At 35.3% G+C, this 23,415-nt stretch carries 17 protein-coding genes, 2 rRNA genes and 2 pseudogenes; 8 read left to right on the top strand and 13 right to left on the bottom strand.

Annotated features, from left to right (window positions below):
* Positions 1 to 103: 103 nt before the first annotated feature.
* The 3 genes from mutS to DEF52_RS02290 form a co-directional block, all read right to left on the bottom strand.
* Positions 104 to 2,599, bottom strand: coding sequence for a DNA mismatch repair protein MutS (mutS, locus tag DEF52_RS02300; RefSeq protein ID WP_151807783.1), 2,496 nt, complete (start codon positions 2,597 to 2,599; stop codon positions 104 to 106).
* A gap of 478 nt (positions 2,600 to 3,077) precedes the next feature.
* Positions 3,078 to 3,896: an ankyrin repeat domain-containing protein gene (locus DEF52_RS02295; protein WP_151807743.1), complete on the bottom strand. Its 819-nt coding sequence runs from the start codon at positions 3,894 to 3,896 to the stop codon at positions 3,078 to 3,080.
* A gap of 185 nt (positions 3,897 to 4,081) precedes the next feature.
* On the bottom strand, positions 4,082 to 4,264 hold the full coding sequence (locus tag DEF52_RS02290; protein ID WP_006279522.1) for a hypothetical protein: 183 nt from the start codon (positions 4,262 to 4,264) through the stop codon (positions 4,082 to 4,084).
* A gap of 397 nt (positions 4,265 to 4,661) precedes the next feature.
* Here DEF52_RS02290 and DEF52_RS02285 point away from each other — a divergent pair, with 397 nt between their 5' ends.
* Complete coding sequence (locus DEF52_RS02285; RefSeq protein ID WP_151807742.1) at positions 4,662 to 5,375, top strand: TerC family protein; 714 nt, start codon at positions 4,662 to 4,664, stop codon at positions 5,373 to 5,375.
* Between the two features lie 192 nt (positions 5,376 to 5,567).
* Here the strand turns inward: DEF52_RS02285 and guaA are convergent, their stop codons facing one another.
* The 3 genes from guaA to DEF52_RS02270 form a co-directional block, all read right to left on the bottom strand.
* Entirely contained in the window at positions 5,568 to 7,130 is a 1,563-nt protein-coding gene (guaA, locus tag DEF52_RS02280; protein ID WP_151807741.1) for a glutamine-hydrolyzing GMP synthase, read from the bottom strand.
* A gap of 882 nt (positions 7,131 to 8,012) precedes the next feature.
* The gene (locus tag DEF52_RS02275) at positions 8,013 to 9,797 is read right to left on the bottom strand and encodes a ribonucleoside-diphosphate reductase subunit alpha (protein WP_006280151.1); all 1,785 of its coding nucleotides are present in this window, start codon (positions 9,795 to 9,797) and stop codon (positions 8,013 to 8,015) included.
* 58 nt (positions 9,798 to 9,855) lie between these two features.
* A complete protein-coding gene (locus DEF52_RS02270; protein ID WP_012673083.1) occupies positions 9,856 to 10,932 on the bottom strand; it encodes a methyltransferase domain-containing protein in 1,077 nt (358 codons plus the stop codon).
* Between the two features lie 335 nt (positions 10,933 to 11,267).
* Between DEF52_RS02270 and DEF52_RS02265 the strand changes: the two genes are divergently transcribed.
* Positions 11,268 to 14,033, top strand: a 23S ribosomal RNA gene (locus tag DEF52_RS02265).
* Positions 14,034 to 14,099: 66 nt separating this feature from the next.
* Positions 14,100 to 14,206 (top strand): 5S ribosomal RNA (gene rrf, locus DEF52_RS02260).
* An 85-nt stretch (positions 14,207 to 14,291) separates the two neighbouring features.
* Here rrf and DEF52_RS02255 read toward each other — a convergent pair.
* The 3 genes and pseudogenes from DEF52_RS02255 to rpmH form a co-directional block, all read right to left on the bottom strand.
* The gene (locus DEF52_RS02255; RefSeq protein ID WP_077188558.1) at positions 14,292 to 14,555 is read right to left on the bottom strand and encodes a hypothetical protein; all 264 of its coding nucleotides are present in this window, start codon (positions 14,553 to 14,555) and stop codon (positions 14,292 to 14,294) included.
* Between the two features lie 86 nt (positions 14,556 to 14,641).
* A pseudogene (gene rnpA, locus DEF52_RS06515) lies at positions 14,642 to 14,917 on the bottom strand (ribonuclease P protein component); the annotation flags it as partial.
* A gap of 67 nt (positions 14,918 to 14,984) precedes the next feature.
* A complete protein-coding gene (gene rpmH / locus DEF52_RS02245; RefSeq protein ID WP_006279898.1) occupies positions 14,985 to 15,119 on the bottom strand; it encodes a 50S ribosomal protein L34 in 135 nt (44 codons plus the stop codon).
* Between the two features lie 107 nt (positions 15,120 to 15,226).
* Between rpmH and pstC the strand changes: the two genes are divergently transcribed.
* The 4 genes from pstC to DEF52_RS02225 all read left to right on the top strand — a co-directional run bounded on the left by pstC (position 15,227) and on the right by DEF52_RS02225 (position 18,807).
* A complete protein-coding gene (gene pstC / locus DEF52_RS02240; RefSeq protein WP_038199744.1) occupies positions 15,227 to 16,315 on the top strand; it encodes a phosphate ABC transporter permease subunit PstC in 1,089 nt (362 codons plus the stop codon).
* A gap of 101 nt (positions 16,316 to 16,416) precedes the next feature.
* Positions 16,417 to 17,844: a F0F1 ATP synthase subunit beta gene (atpD, locus tag DEF52_RS02235; protein ID WP_010962432.1), complete on the top strand. Its 1,428-nt coding sequence runs from the start codon at positions 16,417 to 16,419 to the stop codon at positions 17,842 to 17,844.
* Positions 17,845 to 17,856: 12 nt separating this feature from the next.
* Entirely contained in the window at positions 17,857 to 18,201 is a 345-nt protein-coding gene (locus tag DEF52_RS02230) for a F0F1 ATP synthase subunit epsilon (RefSeq protein ID WP_006279902.1), read from the top strand.
* Between the two features lie 387 nt (positions 18,202 to 18,588).
* Entirely contained in the window at positions 18,589 to 18,807 is a 219-nt protein-coding gene (locus DEF52_RS02225) for an ankyrin repeat domain-containing protein (protein ID WP_010962434.1), read from the top strand.
* Between the two features lie 93 nt (positions 18,808 to 18,900).
* Here the strand turns inward: DEF52_RS02225 and DEF52_RS07000 are convergent.
* Positions 18,901 to 19,896: pseudogene (locus DEF52_RS07000) on the bottom strand (IS3 family transposase).
* Positions 19,897 to 20,001: 105 nt separating this feature from the next.
* Positions 20,002 to 20,712 (bottom strand): class II aldolase/adducin family protein, encoded by a 711-nt coding sequence (locus DEF52_RS02210; protein ID WP_151807739.1) that lies wholly within the window; start codon positions 20,710 to 20,712, stop codon positions 20,002 to 20,004.
* A 280-nt stretch (positions 20,713 to 20,992) separates the two neighbouring features.
* Between DEF52_RS02210 and DEF52_RS02205 the strand changes: the two genes are divergently transcribed.
* The gene (locus DEF52_RS02205) at positions 20,993 to 21,616 is read left to right on the top strand and encodes a DEAD/DEAH box helicase family protein (RefSeq protein ID WP_151807738.1); all 624 of its coding nucleotides are present in this window, start codon (positions 20,993 to 20,995) and stop codon (positions 21,614 to 21,616) included.
* On the opposite strand, the gene tsaB is transcribed toward DEF52_RS02205, so the two are convergent.
* Both tsaB and DEF52_RS02195 read right to left on the bottom strand, forming a co-directional pair.
* Entirely contained in the window at positions 21,611 to 22,195 is a 585-nt protein-coding gene (gene tsaB / locus DEF52_RS02200; RefSeq protein ID WP_151807737.1) for a tRNA (adenosine(37)-N6)-threonylcarbamoyltransferase complex dimerization subunit type 1 TsaB, read from the bottom strand. The genes DEF52_RS02205 and tsaB overlap by 6 nt on opposite strands.
* Positions 22,195 to 23,325 carry a cation:dicarboxylate symporter family transporter gene (locus DEF52_RS02195; protein ID WP_151807736.1) on the bottom strand — a complete coding sequence of 377 codons (1,131 nt, stop codon included), beginning with the start codon at positions 23,323 to 23,325 and terminating at the stop codon, positions 22,195 to 22,197. Before DEF52_RS02195 ends, tsaB begins: the two co-directional genes overlap by 1 nt.
* Positions 23,326 to 23,415: the final 90 nt, after the last annotated feature.

The following is a 23,415-nucleotide window of genomic DNA, read 5'->3' as shown; positions in this document are numbered from 1 at the left end:
TCACTATCATGATAAGGGCGCTGGCGAAGGGTGTCAAGTAAGTTTTTCGTTTCTATAGCTACTACCACGATTGTATAGGTAATTCTTCACTTATAATAATGATTCAAGCCTTCAGCTCCTCAAACACTTCACTTGCTCTATTTAAAACAGAATCAGGAAAACCAGCAAGTTTTGCTACATGTATTCCATATGACTCATCTGCAATGCCTTCAATTACTTCATGTAGAAAGATAACCTCTCCGTTCCACTCTCTTATTTTTACACAAAAACATTTCACGTTCTTCAAGTATTTGCTTACTTTAGTTAATTCATGATAATGAGTTGCAAAAATGGCGCGGCACTTATTTACATTGTGAATATGTTCAATCACCGCCTGTGCAATAGATAATCCATCATACACCCCTGTGCCCCTACCAATTTCATCAAGTATCACCAAGGAACGGTCCGTTGCCTGATTTACTATCGTTGCTGTTTCGATCATCTCTACCATGAAGGTAGAATAACCAGCTGTTATATTATCCGTTGCGCCAACCCTGCTGAATATCTTGTCAATCACTCCAATATGTGCACTCTCTGCTGGCACAAATGACCCCATGTGAGCTAAAATTGCAATGAGAGCGTTTTGCCTCAAGAAAGTGCTTTTTCCAGCCATATTAGGACCAGTAATTAGATGTATACCAGCTAAATTGATGCTATTTGCAATGAATTTATCGTTAACTTCAACCACTGGATGTCTTCCGCTACAGATATTGAACTCTTTGCTGTCATCAATAATGGGTTTTACGTAATTATTTTGCACTGCAAGCTCTGCAAACGCGGTTCTAATGTCAAGTTTTGCCAAAGCATTTGCAGCAAGAGCAATTTTTTCAGACTCTTTAGCAACTTCACTACACAGTTCACTAAAAATTTTCATTTCTAAGCCGATTGCAGCATCACGTGCCGTAAGAATTTTATTTTCTAGTTCTTTCAATTCATTAGTAGTGTAGCGCATGCTATTTGCTAAGCTTTGCCTATGAATAAATATATCCGAAGTTATTTTGTGATTTGCCGACACTTCAACGTAATAACCAAGTATGTTGTTGTGTAATATTTTGAGTGCGGCAATGCCAGTTAGGTCGCGATAAGATTCACGGAGTTTGGTTATTAGTTTATTACTATTATTTAATATGTAGGATAACTCAGATAATTCTGAGTTGTATTTTGAGTGAATAAACCCTCCTTCTTTCACGGAACTGAGGTTATTATCGAGTATAGCACTATTTAACAGTTCAAATAGGTCTTTATGATTGCCAAGGCTTTTATGTATTGTGCTTAGTTCACTCTCGTCTGATTTTACTGTTATTCCAGCGCGTGACGCTGGCTGGATCTCAGTTTGGATGACATATTGTTGTGGGAGAGATCCATTTTCACCTGATTCAATTTTACATAAGAACTCAGACAACTCTAAAGTCTTTCCTAGGCCTATTTTCAATAGGTTCATATCCTTTGGTGAACCACGCCCTAGTATTAAGCGCGATAAAGACCTTTCAATATCCGGAATGTTAGATAATATCTCTCGTATTTTTCTGCGTGAATCATGATTATTTACAAAAAATTGAGCGGTGCTGAGCCTCAAATTGATTGCCTTGGAGCAAGCAAGGGGTGAAGCGAGCATTTGTTTGAGCAGGCGTCCACCAGAAGCTGTAACTGTATGATCAATAACTGAAATTAGTGAACCTTTCTTTTCACCAAATTGAGTTGAAAACAACTCAAGATTTCTCCTTGCTGAAGCATCAATAAGCATGAAATTTTGTTGCTTATAGGTTTTTGGGAATTCAAGCCTTGGAATGGAGCCCCTTTGCGTTACTCTGACATATTCAAGCAGTGCACCACACGCCATGATTTCTACTTTGCTGAAATTTCCTATACTCCCAAGTTCCCTGATTTTATAAAACTCGCATAACGTTCTGTGAGATTTACTATACTCAAAAAAACTCTGTGCGTGTTGCGTAATTGATATTTTATAATTTTTTAAAATCGATCTAATTTTTTCATCCTCAGTGAATTTTTCAGAAATTAATAATTCTCTTGGTGATATACGCAATAAATCACTATCTAGAGCTTTCAAACTCGTTAAAGTGTGAAAAAATTTTCCCGTTGATAATTCAAGCCAACTAATAGCATATTCGTCATTTTGTTCAACTATGGACGCAAGATAATTATTGCTTTTATCCTCTAATAGCGAATCTTCTATAATTGTACCTGGAGTTACAACTCGCACTACATCACGTTTTACTATGGATTTATAGCCCCTCTTTTTTGCTTCATCAGCAGTTTCTAATTGATCACAGATTGCTACTTTGAATCCTAAATCTATTAGCTTGTGCAGGTAAGACTCACTACTGTGTGCTGGCACTCCACACATTGGTATTTCTTGCCCATTTGAATTGCCCCTCTTGGTTAGCACTATATTCAGCAATTTCGCAGCTTTAATAGCATCATCGAAAAACAATTCATAAAAATCTCCTAGCCTATAAAATAGCAGATGATCTTTGTATTGAGCTTTCAGGTTCAAATACTGCTCCATCACAGGGGTGTTTTTTTCTTTTACGAAGCTCATAATATTTTTTAATATATTGTATTGATAAACGTTATTATAGATTATATTGCACATGTGGATAACATAAATTTTAAATAGGTGTATAGAGGGAAAAATTTAAAACAATTAAATTTCTTGGATCCAAGTAGTCAGGACACTTGGATGACATAAAGAGTAGGAGTATTTGATGACAAAAAAACAAAAAACGCAGTTGTCATTCCAGCACGTGACGCTGGAATCCAGCTTCTATGCAACCTCATCAAAAACATTCATTTAGTGTAAGATCAGCTACTTTCCATGCTAGTTTACAAGCAAACTTTTCTGGATCCCAGTGTCAAGCACTGGGATGACATCATAGGGGCGCTGGGATGACACCCTCCTTGTGTGTATTATAGCTAAAGTGACTTACGACAATTTGAAAAACGACATATTCGTCATTCCGCTACTAGTTAGCGGAATCTATACCGCGAATGAATCGCGGTATGACGTGTTGCTTGGGTCAGCTATATGTAAGTTGTGGCCCTTCTTTATTATTTTTATTAGCGGCAGTTGTATCATCAACAGATATTTCAGAGCTAACAGTGCTAATAGTTTTTTCTATCGCTTTAGCCTGTTCATAGTCTTGACTCAAAAAATACATGGCCAGTCCAATAGCTATACTAGCAACAAGAGAAGATGCTATCATTACACCTAGTATCATACCACCAGAAAGACTTACTGCAACACACACACCAGCTCCAAGTACAACACCAAGAAAACCACCAATTATTACGCCAGGCACCAAACTGCCTACCATAGCGCTTTCTTTTTTCGTATTAGCTTGTTTTTTCATACTTTTAATAAGCACTTCTTTTGTTTTTCCTTGAGCTAAATCTGAAGGAATTTTATTATCCGCGTTTTGTATCAAAGGATTTGCACTATATGTAACAAGAAGGGTGGTTATTTCTTCAGTTTTATTACCTATAACTGCATGATGTAGTAATGTATTTCCCTCTTCATCTTTAAAGTTTATATGAGTACGAAATTCTTCATCTAGATTTCTTATTGGGTTGTTTTTTGCATATATCCTAGATTGTATTGCTCCATCTAAGTATTGTATTACTTGTTCTATTGATTGCTCGCCAGGATTTTGTATAAAATGAAGCAGAATTTCGTGTACTATCGCTTCCTTTGTAGTTTGTGGGCATTGTAAAGCGTAATTAAATGTCTGTGTAGTAATAACTTCTTCTTTTCTTTTTTTAAGAACAACCCTTAAATCTTCAATCGCCTTTTCACCATCTTTTATTCCAAGAATTATTGAATCCAAATTATTTATCATGCTATCCTCCTTGGTTTGATTGCATTGCTCATTAATAAATAATATAATAAATCCTGCTAAAAGTCAAGCAATTAATTAATAAGTTAATATAATCCTCCAAAAGGAGCTCCTTACTTTTTGTTCAGCATGTCCATTGGATCAGACTCTTTAAGCTTGCTGTTTGCTGAATTTATTCATCACAATAGCTACAATGTGCTATCGAAGTTCTCTGTAATCTTAGTTGGTTCTTCTAGAATATTCAAAATATCAGTTGCACAATAAACCCGATCTCTCTTTCCTTGAGAAGTTTGTGAAACGATGCCTAAATCTTCAAGCTTTACGATTGCTCTTTGGGCTGTTGTAAATACGACACCTAAGTTTTCAACCACTTTCCTTATAGTAAAGTAAGGGTTTAAAGACTATTAACTAAATCATTGTCCCATTCAAATTTTGGTGGCAAGGGGCTTGGTATAAATGCCTGATAACCAGCGAATACTTTGCCTGATGGTGATCCTTTAATATACATTCATTCAACCGAGCACACTATTTTTATAGTATATATTATTTTCAAATAAAGTCAAAAATGAAAATAAGGCTTTATCTTATTTGCGTGCATGAAAATAAGAAACTCTCTTATTATTGATTTTGCTCAAAAACGAAAATAGAAGAAGCTGCTGAACTTTATATATCCTGTTTTTCTGGAGAACTGCTATAAAACTTCTGAGTGAAGTCACTTAATTTTTACACATCTATTGTAGAGTAAGAAGAACCGAATTTGAAACAAAAATGCTAACTGATGCTTGGACTTTACTGACACTTACACTACTTGAAACTATACTTAGTGTAGACAATTTAATCTTTATTTCTCTAGCAATAGATAAGGTACCAAATGCGCTGAGAGAAAGAGTGCGCCTTATGGGCCTTGGATTAGCACTATTAATGCGTTTTGTAATACTATTTTTTACATCATCTATATTATCAATGCAAAAACCTATATTTCACACTGCATCAGCAAGGGATTTACTTATGATCGCAGGGGGATTATTCCTTATTGTTAAGAGCTCTATGGAGTTACGGGATGACATCTTTGTATGTAAGAAAAATAAAAAGAAAGCAAACGTTAAATCAAAATTTTTTTTAGTTGTGCTACAAATTATATTAATAGATTTAGTTTTTTCGGTTGATTCGATATTAACTGCTATAGCACTAACTTATAACATGGTAATAATTGCTACAGCATTTACATTTTCCATGCTAGCAATGCTGTTTTTATCAAGTTATACCGCCCAGTTAATCAAATCTAACCCAGGGTTAAAAATAATCGCCATTTTATTTGTTTTACTTGTCGGTGTGTACCTCATACTTCATGGATTTCATGTAGAATTACCAAAAGAATATTTGTATTCTTCATTTATGTTTGCACTGCTTGTGGAAGTTATAAGCAAAATAAAGAAAATTAACCGTCATACCGCGATTCATTCGCGGTATCTCAGCCGCTAACAAGCAGCGGGATGACGAGGTTATCGTCATGTTGCCGCGAACTGTCATACCGCGATTCATTCGCGGTATCTCTAGATCCCGCTAACACGTAGCGGGATGACGAGGTTATCGTCATGTTGCCGCGAACCGTCATACCGCGATTCATTCGCGGTATCTCTAGATCCAGCTAACAAGCAGCGGGATCTTTTTGATTTACTCCCACTCAATAGTTGCGGGTGGTTTAGAAGTGATATCATAAACAACTCTATTTACTCCGGGAACATTATTAACAATTATACTGCCGACATTGCGTAAAAAATCCCAAAATACTAGCAAGTGTTGATCCTTATCTTCAAATGGAAATGCATCGGCTGTCATACCATCAGATGATGTTACAGCCCTTAAAGCACAAACATATCCATACGTACGACCATCTCCCATAACGCCTACAGTTTTTATTGGTAATAATACAGCAAAAGCTTGCCATATCTTATCATATAGATCGTAATTTTTCATCGTATTAATATATATTTCATCTACTTCTTGCAATATTTGCACCTTTTCTTTATCGACTTCACTTATAATCCTCACTGCAAGTCCGGGTCCAGGAAATGGATGTTGAAATATTATCTCGTCTGAAAGCCCAATTTCTTTTCCAAGTAGCCTTACCTCATCTTTAAAGAGGTAACGTAAAGGCTCCACTAACTTCAGATTCATCTTTTCTGGCAACCCACCAACATTATGGTGAGACTTAATTGTACTAGTGTTGTCTGAGGCATGCCCTGACTCAACTACATCAGAGTAGATGGTACCTTGCATCAAAAAATCCACATCACCTATTTTTTTTGCTTCTTCTTCAAACACTTCAATAAAAGTGTTACCGATAATTTTTCGCTTTTCTTCTGGATCAGTTATTCCCTTCAACCTACTCAAAAATAAATTTGATTTATCAACGTAATTTATCGGAATCTCTTTCAACATAGCGATGGTTTGGTTCTTGCGTAACAACCCAGTATCGATAAAAATACAGTTCAATTGTTTTCCTATAGCTTTATGTGTGAGAGCCGCTGCAACGCTTGAATCAACCCCACCACTTACTGCAGCGATTACTTTTTTCTCTCCTACTACATTTTTGATTTTTTCCTTTTGCTCCTCAATAAACGACTTCATTGTCCAGTCTCTTTTGCAATTTGCAATATCCAAGAAGTTAGAGAGCAATTTACTGCCATTTGTTGTGGGCTTAACCTCAGGATGGAACTGAGTACAGTAAATCTTCCGCTGTTCGTTGACAATCATTGCAATTGTTTGATTTATCACACCTGATGCGATAACAGTAAATCCCTGTGGTATAGTATCAACACTGTCCGCATGGTTCATTAATACATCCACTTCAGAATTAACATCCCAGGTATCCTTTACAATGGGGGATTCTTTTAGTATCTTGATTTTAGTTCTACCAAACTCCTGTTTGAAACTCTCTTTTACTTTTGCTCCAAAATAATGACAAATGAGTTGCTGTCCATAGCATATTCCAAGTATAGGAACGTTTGTTGCCTCATTAAGTTTTATAATTTCATGTACTACTCTACTTGTTTCAGAACAATCATCATTTACAGATTGTGGTCCTCCAGAGAGAATAAACCCATTGAATTTTGATATTGTTTCAAAACTGATGTTGCTTGGAAATATCTCACAATAAACACCCATTCCTCTTACTTGTCTTGCGATAAGCTGTGTAAACTGTGAACCAAAATCAATAATGGCAATTGCTGACAATTTGCTCCTCCATATTATTTAAAATGATATCTGATAATAAAGAAAATAATGGAGTAAGTAAACCAAGACCTGTTTAAAAGCTTTAACGCGTGGTACAAGTTAGCTATATAGCTAATTTTCCTACACCATACCGCTGCGGCGCTAACTAGTAGCGGAATGACAGCAATCTACGTCATACCGCCGCAGTATCTCAGCCGCTAACAAGTAGCGGGATTATCTTCATGCTGCCACGAACCGTCATACCACCGCGAACCGTCATACCGCGATTCATTCGCGGTATCTCGGCAATAGATCCCGCTAACAAGTAGCGGGATGACGATTGTCGTTTAGCCATAAATATTTAAGAAATTTACCAAATGAAAAAAAAGGCAAAAGAAGCCCCGTAGTTGGCTAATTACTTACATTATACTTTCAAGTATGGCGTTTTTTTATTCTAAACGCTTAATAACCGCAACTCAGCTGCTTTTAAATGCAACTAACCTTAGCTATAAATGTTTAAGAAATTTACCAAACAGAAAAAAAGGCAAAAGAAACCCTAGGGTAGCTAGTTATTCACTATCCATTTTTTAAGTTGGCGTTTTTTTATGTTTTAAACGCTTTATAAGCGCGTTTCAGCTTATGTAGGTAGAAGTTTGATAAAGACATAAGGTGCACATAGTGCAAAAAATTAAACATGAGACGCCAGATACGTGAGTTTTTTTGTCATTTAATCTGTACAGAGAAGATAAATAAATAGCTTCAATTTTATGATAAGAGGGCTGGCGGAGTTTGTCAAGAAAGTTTTTTCGTTTCTATTCCCAATAAAAGTGCGTTATATGGTTATGCAAGAAGTCTATTTACCCATTTGCTTAACTTTCTCTCTACTTTTTCTGAGTAAGGCCGCTATTGGCATGACAGACATTCATCGTAGTCAATATCTGTTTTTTGTTGCAATATTTCACTTTTTTTGAATATGTCATGCGAGACCTTATCGGCTCTCTGCATTGATTGTGATCTGCAGTAATATAAGCTCTTCAATCCTTTTTTCCAAGCAAGCATGTGTATTTTGTGCAAGTAACGTTTATGTACGTTGGCAGGTAAGAACAGATTTACTGATTGAGATTGACAAATATACGAAGTTCTATCACTTGCATGTTCTATAATCCATCTTTGGTCAAGCTCGTACGCTGTTTTAAATGTCAATTTTTCATGCTCACTAAGAAAATCTAAATGCTGAACGGAACCCTCGTTTGTTGAAATTGAAGACCATATTTTATCATTGTCTTGATTTTTTTCTGCTAATAGTTTTTGCAAGAATTTATTTCGCACTACAAATGAGCCTGTAAGTGTCTTTTGTATGAATACGTTTGCTGCATATGGTTCTATTCCAGGAGAGGTATTACCTGCAATAATGGAGATCGAAGCAGTAGGAGCAATAGCGAGTTTGTGTGTAAACCTTTCCATTAGATCAACTTCTTTGGCATCAGAACATGCTCCCTTTTCTTCTGCTAATTTTTTAGAAACTATATCTGCTTGCTCGCGTAAATACTTAAATATTTTTTTATTCCATTGTTGTGCTGTTACTGATTCAAAAGGAACCATTTTGCTTTGTAAAAATGAGTGAAAGCCCATCACACCAAGACCAATACTGCGTTCTCTGGCTGCAGAATATTTTGCTCGCTGCATTTCATTCGGTGCTTTATTTATGAAATCTTCCAATACATTATCAAGAAAGCGCATTATATCTTCTATGAAGAGTTTATTGTCTTTCCATTCTTCGTAGTACTCAAGGTTTACAGATGATAGACAACACACAGCAGTGCGTGACTTATTCAGGTGATCATAACCTGTGGTTAAAGTTATTTCACTGCATAGATTTGACATCTTGATGTCTAAGTTGAGCTTTTTGTAAGATTCTGGCTTATTGTTATTTGTTGCATCAAGGAAAATAATGTAAGGTTCTCCAGTTTCAACTCTTGCTGTTAATATTTTGATCCATATATCCCGCGCTTTTACAGTTGAAATAACCTTATTGTTGTGAGGGCTTATTAAATTCCATTCTTGATCATTCTCAACAGCCTGCATAAATTTATCTGTTACTATTACAGCATGATGTATATTTAACGCTTTGCGATTTGGGTCACCGCCTGTTGGCTTGCGTAAATCTAGAAACTCTTCTATCTCCGGATGAGATACAGGAAGGTAGACTGCTGAACTTCCTCGCCTTAGGGATCCCTGACTAATTGCAAGCGTTAGAGCATTTTGCACTACAATAAATGGAACAATTCCTGATGTTTTGCCGCTACCCTTTACGCTTTCGCCTATTGAGCGTAAATTTCCCCAATAACTACCTATGCCTCCTCCACGTGCAGCAAGCCAAACATTTTCGTTCCATAGATCAACTATTCCCTGCAAGCTGTCTTCGGTTTCATTAAGAAAGCAAGAGATAGGTAACCCTCTCTTAGTGCCACCATTGCTGAGTATTGGTGTTGAAGGCATGAACCACAAGTTGCTCATGTAGTCATAAAGACGCTGCGCATGTTCTTTATTATCAGAATAGTAATTAGCAATACGTGCAAAGAGGTCTTGATAACTTTCATTTTCTATTAAATACCTGTCTGATAGAACTGCTTTTCCAAAGTCGGTTAATTTGCTGTCCTTTGCGTAATTAATGGTAATGTTATTCATAAAGTTCCTTTTATTCTTTTATTATATATAGATACTTAAAAGTCATTTTGAGCGATTTTTAAGTTAGGTTTTTCGGATTTTCTTGTTGATGCTGTAATGCAAACAAGATACCGTCAACCTGACTGCCATATATTTTACAGTAACTCATATAACTTATTTGCATATTTATTTCTTTTGCAACATGTTGAACATAACTTTCTGAGTGACGAAAATAGTCTCCTTTATTTACAAAGTCAATACCTTCACCTTCCTTTCTTCTTATTAAACATACAATAACCCCTTTTTTGCTCGTAGATCTTTTTGCTAATTCCAATTCTTCTTGAAAGTCATGTAGATAATGTAGCACTTCAGCAAAGATAATTACATCATACTGCTGGTTTTTCTCTTGTTTAAGAAACTCTTTCATTTCCATATGTATTAATTCATTGTAAACAGGCTTACCTTTTATAAAGCATCCTCTTGCGATATTTAGCATTCTACTTGAAATGTCAATTCCTGTTATATGGTTTCCAATACTATTTATTTTCAAGAAATGACCACATATTCCAGTTCCACAACCAAGGTCGAGTATATTGAGCTCAGAAGTGGAGTTGTTGAAGATTTTTGTAATTATCATGTGTACAAGTTCATGCCCTCTATATTGTTTGGCAATCAACCAATGCTCAACAAAATATTCACCTGTGTAATCAAAATATTGTCTTATGAGGTTTTTTGGCAATTCTGTAATAGGCGCTGAGTTTGTCATTTTTTTTATATAGTAAGACGCCTCTTCGTGGTCATTATCTAATTTTAGTGCCCTTGTTAAATAATTATAAGCTTTGTTAGTATTCCCTACCGCAAAATGACACCTTCCGATGTTATACCAGACTATAGGTAAATGGGGGTAAAATATGCTAATTAACCAAAATCGTAACTTTGCATCTGATATGCTACCTTTATAAAAGTGATATAAACCGATTTCAATGTTGGTGTTTAACAGGTTCTTAGATTTTTTAAGAAGCACTGTCATTTCTTTATGAAGAGTATTATATTTATTCACAATGAAGTGTTTTACTTTCTTAATATTTAATACGCCAATGAGCTTAGACATACAATTTAAAGCAACGTTTTTTATAAAAGAGAGATTACTTTTCATACGTTAGAAATACTCCGAATGTTTATTATCATTTTTAGGCAATTGATTTTAACACATTTTATCTTACAAAATATCTTTTTTATTAATTTTTACTGTATATATAAGTTTACCACATATTTCTCAGATTATACTGTTTAGGATTGCTAGTATATTGTTGTTGATAATATAAGTAAATGTTTTGTGCAAAAAGGCGTTGACATATTATTTATTAGGTTATAACATATAAAAGATTAATTTAGTTTTTAGATGTTTGACAAGTTTTATGGTAGAGATTAATTTAATCTCAATTCAATTTTAATAATATTTAACTCTGCATATTCTGCATATAGTCGGATAAATAAATTATTAAGAGCACTTGATGGATGCCTTGGCGTTAAGAGGCGATGAAGGACGTGGCAGGCTGCGATAAGCTGTGGGGAATTGTCAACAAATTTTGATCCGCAGATTTCCGAATGGGGAAACCCAACTAGTTTAGCTAGTTATTACGTACTAACTATGTAAAGCAAACTTGGTGAACTGAAATATCTAAGTAGCCAAAGGAAAAGAAATCAACCGAGATTCTGTTAGTAGTGACGAGCGAAAGCGGAAAAGGCTAGTGATTTAAGAATAAGAATTAGAATACTCTGGAAATAGTAACCATAGAAGGTGATAGTCCTGTATAAGTAGAAAGTTTTTAAATCCTTGAGTAGAGCGGGGCACGTGAAATCCTGTTTGAATATGGGGGGACCATCCTCCAAGCCTAAATACTCCTTAACGACCGATAGTGAACAAGTACCGTGAGGGAAAGGTGAAAAGAACCCCGGGAGGGGAGTGAAATAGAATCTAAAATCAAGTGCTTACAAACAGTTGGAGCTCTATATCAATTTATTGATATTTAGAGTGACAGCGTACCTTTTGCATAATGGGTCAGCGAGTTAATCTATGAAGCAAGCTTAAGCCGTTAGGTGTAGGCGTAGCGAAAGCAAGTCTGAATAGGGCGTTTTAGTTTTATGGATTAGACCCGAAACCAAGTGATCTAGTCATGACCAGATTGAAGGTGTGGTAAAACACACTGGAGGATCGAACCAGTTAATGTTGCAACATTATTGGATGAGTTGTGATTAGGGGTGAAAGGCCAATCAAACTTGGAAATAGCTGGTTCTCCGCGAAATCTATTTAGGTAGAGCGTTGTATGTATGTTGTTGGGGGTAGAGCACTGGATAGACTAGGGGGATTCACCGTCTTACCAAATCTAACTAAACTCCGAATACCAACAATTAATTATACAGCAGGCACACTACGGGTGCTAAGTCCGTGGTGAAGAGGGAAACAACCCAGATCACTATCTAAGGTCCCAAAATTACAGCTAAGTGGGGAAGGAAGTAGAAAAACCATTACAGCTAGGAGGTTGGCTTGGAAGCAGCCATCCTTTAAAGAAAGCGTAACAGCTCACTTGTCTAAATAAGTTTTTCTGCGCCGAAAATGTACCGGGGCTAAAGCTGTATACCGAAGATGTGAGTGCTTATTGATTTCGATCAATAGGCGCGGTAGCGGAGCGTTCCGTAAGTCTGTGAAGGTGGTTTGTGAAAACTGCTGGAGATATCGGAAGTGAGAATGCTGACATAAGTAGCGTAAAAGAGTGTGAAAAACACTCTCACCAAAAATCTAAGGGTTCCTACGTTAAGTTAATCTGCGTAGGGTTAGTCGGTTCCTAAGGCGAGTCCGTAAAGGAGTAGTCGATGGCAATTAGGTTAATATTCCTAAACCTCTTAAGTGTGACGGGTTTCGTATTTGTATAGATCTTATTGGATTGATCTATGCTTAAAAGAAGCTCCAGGAAATAGCACTTATATTTATGAGGCCGTACCGCAAACCGACACTGGTGGATGAGTAGAGTATACTAAGGTGTTGAAAGAATGATGTTGAAGGAACTCGGCAAATTATACCTGTAACTTCGGAAGAAGGGTAACCTGCTTTTAGGCAACTATGAGTAGGTGGCACAAAATAGGGAGTAGCGACTGTTTACTAAAAACACAGGACTCTGCAAACACGTAAGTGGAAGTATAGGGTCTGACGCCTGCCCGGTGCTGGAAGGTTAATAGGAAGGGTGCAAGCTCCGAATTGAAGCCCCAGTAAACGGCGGCCGTAACACTGACGGTCCTAAGGTAGCGAAATTCCTTGTCGGGTAAGTTCCGACCCGCACGAATGGCGTAACGATTTCTCCACTGTCTCCAACATCACTTCAGCGAAATTGAATTCCCCGTGCAGATGCGGGGTACCCGCGGTTAGACGAAGAGACCCCGTGCACCTTTACTATAGCTTTACATTGCTATTAAAAGTGTGATGTGCAGGATAGGTGGGAGACTTTGAAGTTATGGCGCTAGCTATAATGGAGTCAACCTTGAGATACCACCCTTTACACTTTTGATATCTAACTATGTTTCATTATCTGGAACTAGGACATTGTATGGTGGGTAGTTTGACTGGGGCGGTCGCCTCCTAAAAAGTAACGGAGGCGTGCGAAGGTAAGCTAGAGCTGGTCGGAAATCAGCTTGATAGTATAATGGCATAAGCTTGCCTGACTGCGAGGCTGACAAGCCAAGCAGAGACGAAAGTCGGTCATAGTGATCCGGTGATTCTGTATGGAAGGGTCATCGCTCAACGGATAAAAGGTACGCCGGGGATAACAGGCTGATGGTGTTTGAGCGTTCATAGCGACGACACCGTTTGGCACCTCGATGTCGACTCATCACATCCTGGGGCTGAAGAAGGTCCCAAGGGTTCGGCTGTTCGCCGATTAAAGTGATACGTGAGTTGGGTTTAGAACGTCGTGAGACAGTTCGGTTTCTATCTGCCGTGGGTGAAGGAAATTTGAGAAGGTCTGACTCTAGTACGAGAGGACCGAGATGGATATACCTCTGGTGTACCAGCTGTTATGCCAATAGCATCGCTGGGTGGCTATGTATAGATGGGATAATTGCTGAAAGCATATAAGCAAGAAACCCTCTTCAAAAAGATTTCCCAATTAAGGCCGTGGAAGACTACCACGTTGATAGGCTAGGTGTGGAAGCATGGTAACATGTGAAGCTAACTAGTACTAATAGCCTGATTGATTTATTTGCTTTCTATATGTGTGTATGCAGTGTTAAATATTAAGTTAAAATTGTTAAGTTAGAAATTTTTATTGACTTGGTGGCTATAGCAAAAATGAACCACCCGATCTCATCTCGAACTCGGAAGTGAAACTTTTTAGCGCTGATGGTACTTGAAAAGGGAGAGTAGGTCGCCGCCAAGTTTATAAAAATTTCTTTGTTAATTAGACAGTAGGTATACTTATATTTTAACTTTCTTGTTTTGTTACTATTCTTTAAGTTTTTACTTTAACTACGATATCTTTTTTTTCTTATATGTTCTTGGTCATTTTCTACATTATTTAGCATTGTTCCTACTTCCCCTAATTGATTCCCTTTTGAAGGAGAATTACTGATTTCTGGTAATATTACATTACCTCCCACTTTTTTAAATAATTCTTCTTGTTGGCGAAATGCTGACCTCCAATCTGTTCCTGTTCCTTTAGGAAGAAATAAGAATTGATACATCTGACCAAAGCCTGTGTTATTTACCTCTTTTATATGCTCTACCATTCACCACACCCATTAACTATTTTTAAAAATTTTACCTATATTATCATAAAAAATATAGTTGTAAATATCTTAATTGAGATTTTTTTTTATTTTATCTTTTTTAAGCAAATAGTTAGATCTTTTTGTAAATTTTTATAACTTGCTTGCATAATGTTTCTATGAGTTAGTATTATGTAGTAGTGCCCTATATTACTTATATTTAAAATGCTAATTTTAGCAAGCATTCGTAGTTGCCTTTTTATTTTATTTCTTTTTGCTGCTTTTCCGGTTTTTTTACTGATAGCCAGACCTACTCTAATAGTATGAATGTACTTTTCAGGTTCTCTTTCTTTTATAGCGTACAGTGATATATAAAGCCCACGATAAAAAAGACTGTTGAGTGCTAACTTATTTTTGAAAGCAGAAGAAAAATCTTTTTTTTTATACTTACTATGCGCATAATTTGTTACACCCTAATGAACGGCGCCTATTAAGGATTTTTCTTCCAGCTCTTGTTGCCATACGTGAACGAAATCCGTGTCTGCGCTTTCTTATCAAATTTTTTGGTTGAAATGTTCTCTTCATTGTTTTTATATTAATATAATTATTTATTTTAAATTGTTTTACTTTATTGTCAAATAATGGTGAACTTGTATGACATTTTCGTAGAATAAAATTTGATGCATGGAAGAATGAATTCGGTGATAGTCATACCTGTCTTACTAATCCTTTTATTTTGTTTTAGTAGGTTTCAAGAAGTAAATAAGGTTAAATCTTATCTATATCTTAGTTGTGTATGGATGCTAACTTGGTTGTTAGTATTCTATAATAATTGTTTTGTAACTTTTATTTCTATAGCGTTACTTTTTTTCATGCTTGCTTTTATCTTTAAAAATAAAAGAAATAAGATAATAAAACTTTCGTTATTTGTGGCTTTGGCCATATCATTTTTTATCACTTTATTTATAATGCTGTCTATTTTTATTCAATCCATTAGTTTTTTTAATAAAGTAGCTATTTCAGAATTCTTGTTTTGCTTGAAATGGGGCCACAATGTAGTCACTATCAATGAAGAGAAGATAGGATGTTTTGGTATAGCGCCGCTTTTAGTTGGTACATTACTTATAACTATTATAGCAATGTTAGTTGTCGTTCCGCTTGGTTTATTTTCTGCAATATATATTAGTGAATATGCGAGTGAGAAAGTGCGTTATATTGTTAATACAACTTTGCAAGTTTTGTCTGCTATTCCTACGGTTGTATATGGATATTTCGCGGTTGTGTTTTTGTCTTTCTTTATAAAGCAGGTAGCAAATTTTTTTGGTTTAAGTATACACTCAGAAAGTGCCTTAGTTGCCGGTTTATCGATTGGGATAATGATTCTTCCTTTTATTATTTCTTTACTCGAAGATGCCATAAGATCTGTTCCAAAAAGCTTGCGTTATGGCTTCATGGCACTTGGTGCAACTCCAGCGGAAACTATATGGCATATAACAATACCTTATGCAATGCCTACAATTTTAAGTGCAATTTTATTGTCAATTTCAAGAGTGATAGGTGAAACAATGATTGTGCTAATGGCTGTGGGAATCAACGCAAATTTGACTTTTAACCCTCTTAATTCAGTTACTACCATTACCGTGCAGATCGCTACATTACTTACCGGAGATCAGGATTTCAATAGTGTACAAACTCTTGCTGCTTATGCGCTTAGTTTAGTATTGTTTATTATTACTTGGCTATTAAATGCATTTGCATTGTTTGTAATGAAGCGTAACTAGTAAGCGTTTTAATGTTGCAAAATTTCTATTAATAATATAAAATTTATTTTCTTTAGAAGTTCTTTTATGGAATTATAGTGTTAGGTGATAAAAATAAAGAGATGAATATAGGTAGAGCGATTAAGGTAACTCAAGCAGTTGTTGATATAAAATTTGAAGGTGAATTGCCTAAAATATTTAATGCTTTAAAAAGCAAACTAAAATATAAGGATAAGGAGCTGGTTTTAGAAGTTTCGCAGCATATAGGTGACAATATAGTTCGTTGTATTGCTATGGATAGCACAGATGGCATGTCAAGGGGGGATGAATTTGTTGATACAGGTGCACCAATATCGGTGCCAATTGGGCGTTCAACTTTAGGAAGGATTTTTAATGTTGTTGGAGAGCTTATAGATGAGTGTGGTCCACTGAAGGGAAAGTATAACTTAGAGCCTATACACAGAGCACCTCCAAGTTTTACTGAACAGAGAATACAGGAAGAAGTTTTAGTTACGGGAATAAAAGTTATAGATCTTCTTGCACCTTATCTTAAAGGAGGAAAAATTGGCTTATTTGGTGGAGCCGGTGTTGGTAAAACAGTCCTAATAATGGAATTAATTAATAATATAGCAAAAGCTCATAAAGGATTTTCTGTGTTTGCCGGGGTAGGGGAGAGAACGCGTGAAGGTAACGATCTTTATCACGAGATGATCACTTCAAATGTAATAAATATAAATGAGCATGAAAAATCTCAAGCTGTTTTGGTTTATGGTCAGATGAATGAGCCTCCTGGAGCAAGGGCTAGAGTTGCTTTAACAGCACTTACTATGGCAGAGTATTTTCGTGACCGTGAAAACCAAGATGTTCTATTTTTTGTGGATAATATCTTTAGATTTACACAAGCTGGTTCTGAAATTTCTGCTTTACTTGGAAGAATACCGTCAGCTGTTGGTTATCAGCCAACCCTTGCAACTGATATGGGTGCAATGCAAGAAAGAATAGCTTCAACAACTTCTGGCTCTATTACTTCTGTGCAAGCTATATATGTTCCTGCGGACGATTTAACTGATCCAGCCCCAGCAACTACATTCTCTCACCTTGATGCAACCACAGTGTTGTCAAGGCAAATAGCTGAAATGGGAATATACCCTGCTGTTGATCCACTTGATTCAACTTCTCAGTCTTTATCTGCTGAAATCATTGGTGAAGAACATTATAATGTAGCTTCTGAGGTGAAACGTATATTGCAAACTTATAAATCACTGCAAGATATTATCGCAATACTTGGTATGGATGAGCTATCTGATGAAGATAAAATTATTGTTGATAGGGCTCGTAAGATTCAGAAATTTCTTTCTCAACCTTTTCACGTTGCAGAAATATTTACTGGCATGCCTGGTAAATTTGTTTCACTTTCTGATACTGTTTCCAGTTTTAAAGGGATTGTTGAAGGCAAATATGATCACTTACCAGAGGCTGCTTTTTATATGGTGGGGAATATAGATGAAGCAATAAAAAAGGCTGAATTAATACAAGCTGAAGCTAAATAAAAGTTAAAGATTATGAATACTTTTAAAGTGCAATTTTTCTCTCCTGATGATCAAATTTCATTCAGTGGAGTGGTTTCTCTTTCAGTAACTGGGCTCGAAGGGGAGCTTATGATTTTAGCTCACCATGCTCCTTACTTAATTTATTTATTGCCTGGTATGATTACTGTTAAAATGAGTAACCAAACAGAAAAGAAGGTTGTAATTGATAGTGGCGTATTAGAAGTTGCAAATAATAATTGTAGCATTATAACAAGTCAAATTCAGGTTTTTGATCGTGCAATTCATGATGAGAAATCGTTTAAAAATAAGAGAATTAGTATATATTTAAGTTATCTTGATGAGAAGTTTCTTTCTTAGTTATTTTAGGCAAAAAGTCAATTATCATTCAAGTGGCTATAAGATTTTTGCTCAGGGGGCTCTTTTTTGTCATTCCAGAAACCCCGGGGTGTCATCCCAGTGTCGGGGTACTTTAGGTGTATGATCCCAGAGTGTGATGGTATGGGACCATACACCTAATCAAATAAAAATTAAAGAAGGAGAGTTGGTTGTAACGGTTGGAGATAACGACTTTGTTTTACCTGGAATTTACGTTGGATAAACTACAAAAAATAACAGGTAAAAATCAACGTAAATTTAAGATAAATCGATTTTATTAGTATTATCAAATCAAAATCTGTTTTTAATTAATCAATAATACTTTTTTACATATTTTCATCCCCTTTCATGGATTTTTTAATTTTATAGATGATATCTAATATTATTAGAAGCATTGTAAAATATCTTATGAGAAAAGTTATAAAATATATTAGCATTATTGGTATTGCATGTTTAGTATTGTTATTTTTTATATCTAATGTGGAAACACGCGTAAAAACACAGGAAGAACAATTATTCCTAGCTGTAGAAGATGGTAATGCACAAGAAGTAAAACTATTACTCAAAAATGGTGCAGACCCAAATTGACCTTACCCAGAAAAAGTAGAGAGAAAGTTAAGACGTTTTTATCATGAGAATAAATTGTACAGGAATGCAATAGTTAATAGTAGAATGTCTACGTTATTTGTTACAAAAGATTTCTATGTATTCAAATATGGCAGTTCTGGTTTGTTGAGCGAGAAGTATCAATAAGCAGCTCCCTTTTAAGTGAACTTTTCTGCAACAGAGTTATCGTAACAACAGCCCTTATGGCTCATGCTGGAAATGATGTTTTTTGTATTCAATAGAAATTAGTAATTTTGAGAGGTATACTGTGACCCTTGATCGCTATGTAACAGCAGATTTTTATCGGGTTTGCGTTTATCAACGGCCATTAATAAAGAGTTCATAACCAATTGTTTATTTATTGCACTACTCATTAACTACCATACGTGAGAATTATTGCTGCCAAATATAGCCATCCCTCCTTGGTTTTGATGTAAGTAATCCCATACTTTATTTGGTTGATCAACAATAAAGTTTTGATCTAGTATATTGGGAGCTACAGCTCTATTATCTGTTTGTTGTTTTTTAATTTTAAACTTTCTTCTCAGTATAGCCCTGATGTCATTTTTCTGCATAATACTTTGCACCGTTTTCAAATTGCAACTTTTACCCAAAGCCTTCAATTCAGCATGAATTTTAGGAGCTCCATATCTGCATTTAGAAGCTTGATGTATTTTTTGAATATCTGCTAGAAGCCCTTCTTTTGCTAATTCTTTACTGCTTTTTTCCTTAGCAACCAATACCACCAGTACAAAACTCTACATAGTTCCTGTGTTTTATAGCAATTTCTATATAAAAGAATACTTTACTCTTTTTCTTTGCCCAGGGCTTTTTTTAAGATGTCTCTTTCTCTTGTTAGTTCTTTTTTTAAATCAAATCTTTCTTTGTTATAAGGAGCCTTTGCCTGGAAATGCGTATGCTCCAGACATTTTTCCATCATATTTTCTTACTTAACATACTGCCATCTATACCTAGATCTTTTGCTATTTTTGTACTTGCTTGACCTGTTTCTTTAACCAGCTTAACAGCTTCTAATTTGAATTCTGCTGTATATTCTCTTCTATTTGTCATATTTTGAAAAAACGTTTTATTTTACTCCAAAAACGTCTTAACTTTCTCTCTACTTTTTCTGGGTAAGGTCACTACTTGGATGACAGATAGTAGTGCGAAAGTCTCTTACAACTTACTTTTAATTAGTCTAACCCATGCGTGCCAATCCCTCTCACCAAGATTGCTTTCAAAAGATAGGAGATCCTTTACAGCTTTTGAGCAAATTTCTTCACTTGGAATTGATAACTCCTTATTCATTGCTAACGTTAAACATTGAGTTTTGCATGCTTGTTCTAAATGATACGAGTAAAACATTGCTTCTTGTATAGTCCGACCACACGTTATAGATCCATGATTACGCATTAACATGACAAAATTTTCTTTCAGATCAGCTATTAACCTCTTTCCTTCTGTATCGCTAAGTGCTAGGGAATTATAATTATGGTAAGAGATTTTATTGTAAAAGTGCAGTGCCCATTGACTTATAGGAAGCAGCCCATCTTTGAGAGAAGAAACCGCTACAATAGAAGGTGTATGCAAGTGAAAAATTGCTTGAATATCTTTCCTTGCTTGATAAACAAAACCATGAATTATATAGCCAGTTCTATTATATTGATATTCTTTGCCTTCAATTACATCTCCATCAAATGATACTTTCATTAACGAACGTTCATCTACTTCATCAAAACGCATACCAAACGGATAAATATAAAACGACTTTTGATCTTCAGAACGCACTGAAAGGTGAGTATATGTATGATCATCGAACTTAAGGTAGGACAAAATCTGATAGGCATAGACTAGATCCCTTTTTACTCTGCTCTTTATTAACAACACAATCCTCTGTTAGAATCTTCTGAAGGTTTATACGCGAAAAGAGACTTGTAGTAAACTAATAAGTCTATGCCACTCTGTCTTGCTTTCTGAATACCAAACACTTTTGTGTTGTAGCTTGCTTAAAAATAGTTATCGTTATTATAGAGTTTATATACAGAATTTATGTTTTTAAATTACATAATATCTTAACTACAAAAATAATTTTCTATATAATATTTCATATGTTTTAAAGCTTCATTTTTATGTTATTATAAATGTAAGTTTCAAGATTGAAAATAATATGGTAAATATTAACACAAAAAAACAGCCAGCAGGATTTTTCATATATCTCTCTGGTCTTTCGGGAAGTGGTAAACTTTCCACAGCAATAGAATTATCTAATATGATAAACGCATTAATTGTAAATAGTAAGTTCTATAACAATGTTCAAGCTTGCTCTATATACGATGGTGTCTTTGAACGTGATCAAATACCTAAAGAAGTTCAAGATAGAATATATGGCATTATGCAAATTATGCTTCAGGTAATAGAAAATTATCCGATTCACTCAAAAAATTACATATTTATTGATGAGTTGATGGAAAATAATGACCAGAACATGAGGATGTATGATTCAATAGTAAGGCTTAGTAAAAAAATGAACACAGAAATCCTTCCTGTGGTACTTAGGTGTGATCTACCGACATTACAAAAGCGTATTGCATTAAAAAGGCAAAGAAAAAATAGGAGGGTGATTAATGTAAATAGCGTTATAGAGAAATTGAGGACTAACGATTCATTTATACCACCGAGTACCATAGAGATAGAAAATTCAAATATGAGTATAAAAGAAGTAGCTCAAGAGATAGTAAACCAGATGCACAAGCTTAGCCAAATTGCGTGTATGCAAAAGAATAATCTATAGCAATTTCATATACTGAGGCTCATTTAAATATAGAGCTTCAACTTCATTTAATTTTTGCTTGTTCTTCAGTCTATAATGAACTAATAGTCCTGCATGGCTAGCATTTAAATTGCAATCCATATGTGTACTGCTTGTAGCGTGACCAGGGTCACATGCTGCAGTTGGGCCAGACAGCGGCAATAAATTGAAATCAAATAACTGCGTATAAAACCCTTGAGCATTTTTGATTATAGCTCTGATATTTTTTTTGCTATTTGTACAAAGCAAAGATATTGCATAGGCTTGAACTTCCAGCGCACTAACTCCATATAACGGCTTATTTGTAGCAAGATTTATACCTTGTGCTGCTGATATACCAACTCTAATTCCAGTGAAACTTCCTGGTCCAACTACTACCGCTAAATGGTCTATTTTATCGTAGTTATAATTGTGCTTATTAAATAAAGTATTTAAAGTTTTAAAAAATGATTCTGCATGACTATTGCTGGCGGAATTGCGCTCTACAAAACAATTACCATCATAATCAACTATTGCTATTGAACTACCAATACCTACAGTATCAATCGCTAAAATAGACATTACTTAAGCTTATCATAGAGTTTTGCAAACATCATAGTAAAGGCACCATTACCCATAACATTTGCTGAAGTGATTATTGGATCAAACACTATATACAATGCTGTAATTAACGAAAGCATTTCTGGAGAGAATTTGAGATATTTCTCAAGAATAGGTAGCATTACCATAATTCCTCCTGCCGGCACTGCCACGATAGCAAACTTAAATAACAAAAAATAGAGAAGAAAAGTTACATAATCTATTGTGAACAATGAATAACCGGAGGCAATTATCATTGATAATATTATGATGAAAAAGCAATCACCTACTAAATGAAAGCTAGCAGTTATTGGTACAACAGACGATGCTATGTCAGGTTGCTTTACATTTTTTTTGCTTCCTTCAAGAGTAAGCGGCATAGTTGCATTACTAGACATTGTGCTCATTGCAGTAATAAATGCCGGTATCATATTGCCTATACTAGCTATCCAGCTTGTAACCTTGAATGAATTTGCTGCTCCATATAAGAGGAAAACATAAAGGTAGGTTGCAGATGCTATAATAATGAAAATTATTGAGTAATCCTTAAATATTATAGATAAAACTTGATCATGCTGCATTTTTAAAGCAAGCCCAAGTACAAATATTGGAATAATCGGCGTCAAAAACGTTTTCAAAATAAAGAGAGTTAAATCTAACATTTTGTTCGAAAGCTCTTTGCTTTTCTTGGGTAGCAATGTGGACACTACTATGCTGGATACAAATCCACAAGCAAGGGCATAAAAATTAGAAAGGAGTAGCGGCAGCCTAAACGACCATAAAGGAACAATTGTTTCTTCATACGTTATATCTTGTATTGAATAAGTGTTTTGTATGATAAAATGCCCAACAGAATAAGCTATTAAACTTGAAGCCAGATTCGATAAGAAGATCATTATAATAAGTAATAATATAAACTTTATAGCTGACTGCTTAAGATTGTTAACACTGCTAAAGATTAACGCAAAAATAACAAAAGGCATTATAAATAGCAAAACCTCTTTTATACTAAGGCTCACTGAGTACAAGAAGGTTTTTATTTCCATTGGAACTAAATGACCAAAGAATGCAGCTGAAGTGATGACCGTGAGTAAGATTAGTAGTTGTAGCACGTTCTTATATACCAATGTTCTATGGACATATATATGGTAAGTTAGTTGTTAAGTAAAGCAAAACTGCCTAAACTGCACAGCAAATGGTGT

The organism is Wolbachia endosymbiont of Nasonia oneida (assembly GCF_009012935.1).
Lineage (GTDB): Bacteria > Pseudomonadota > Alphaproteobacteria > Rickettsiales > Anaplasmataceae > Wolbachia > Wolbachia pipientis.
Note: the sequence above shows the minus strand (reverse complement) of the source record. Positions and strands in the feature narration are given on the sequence as shown.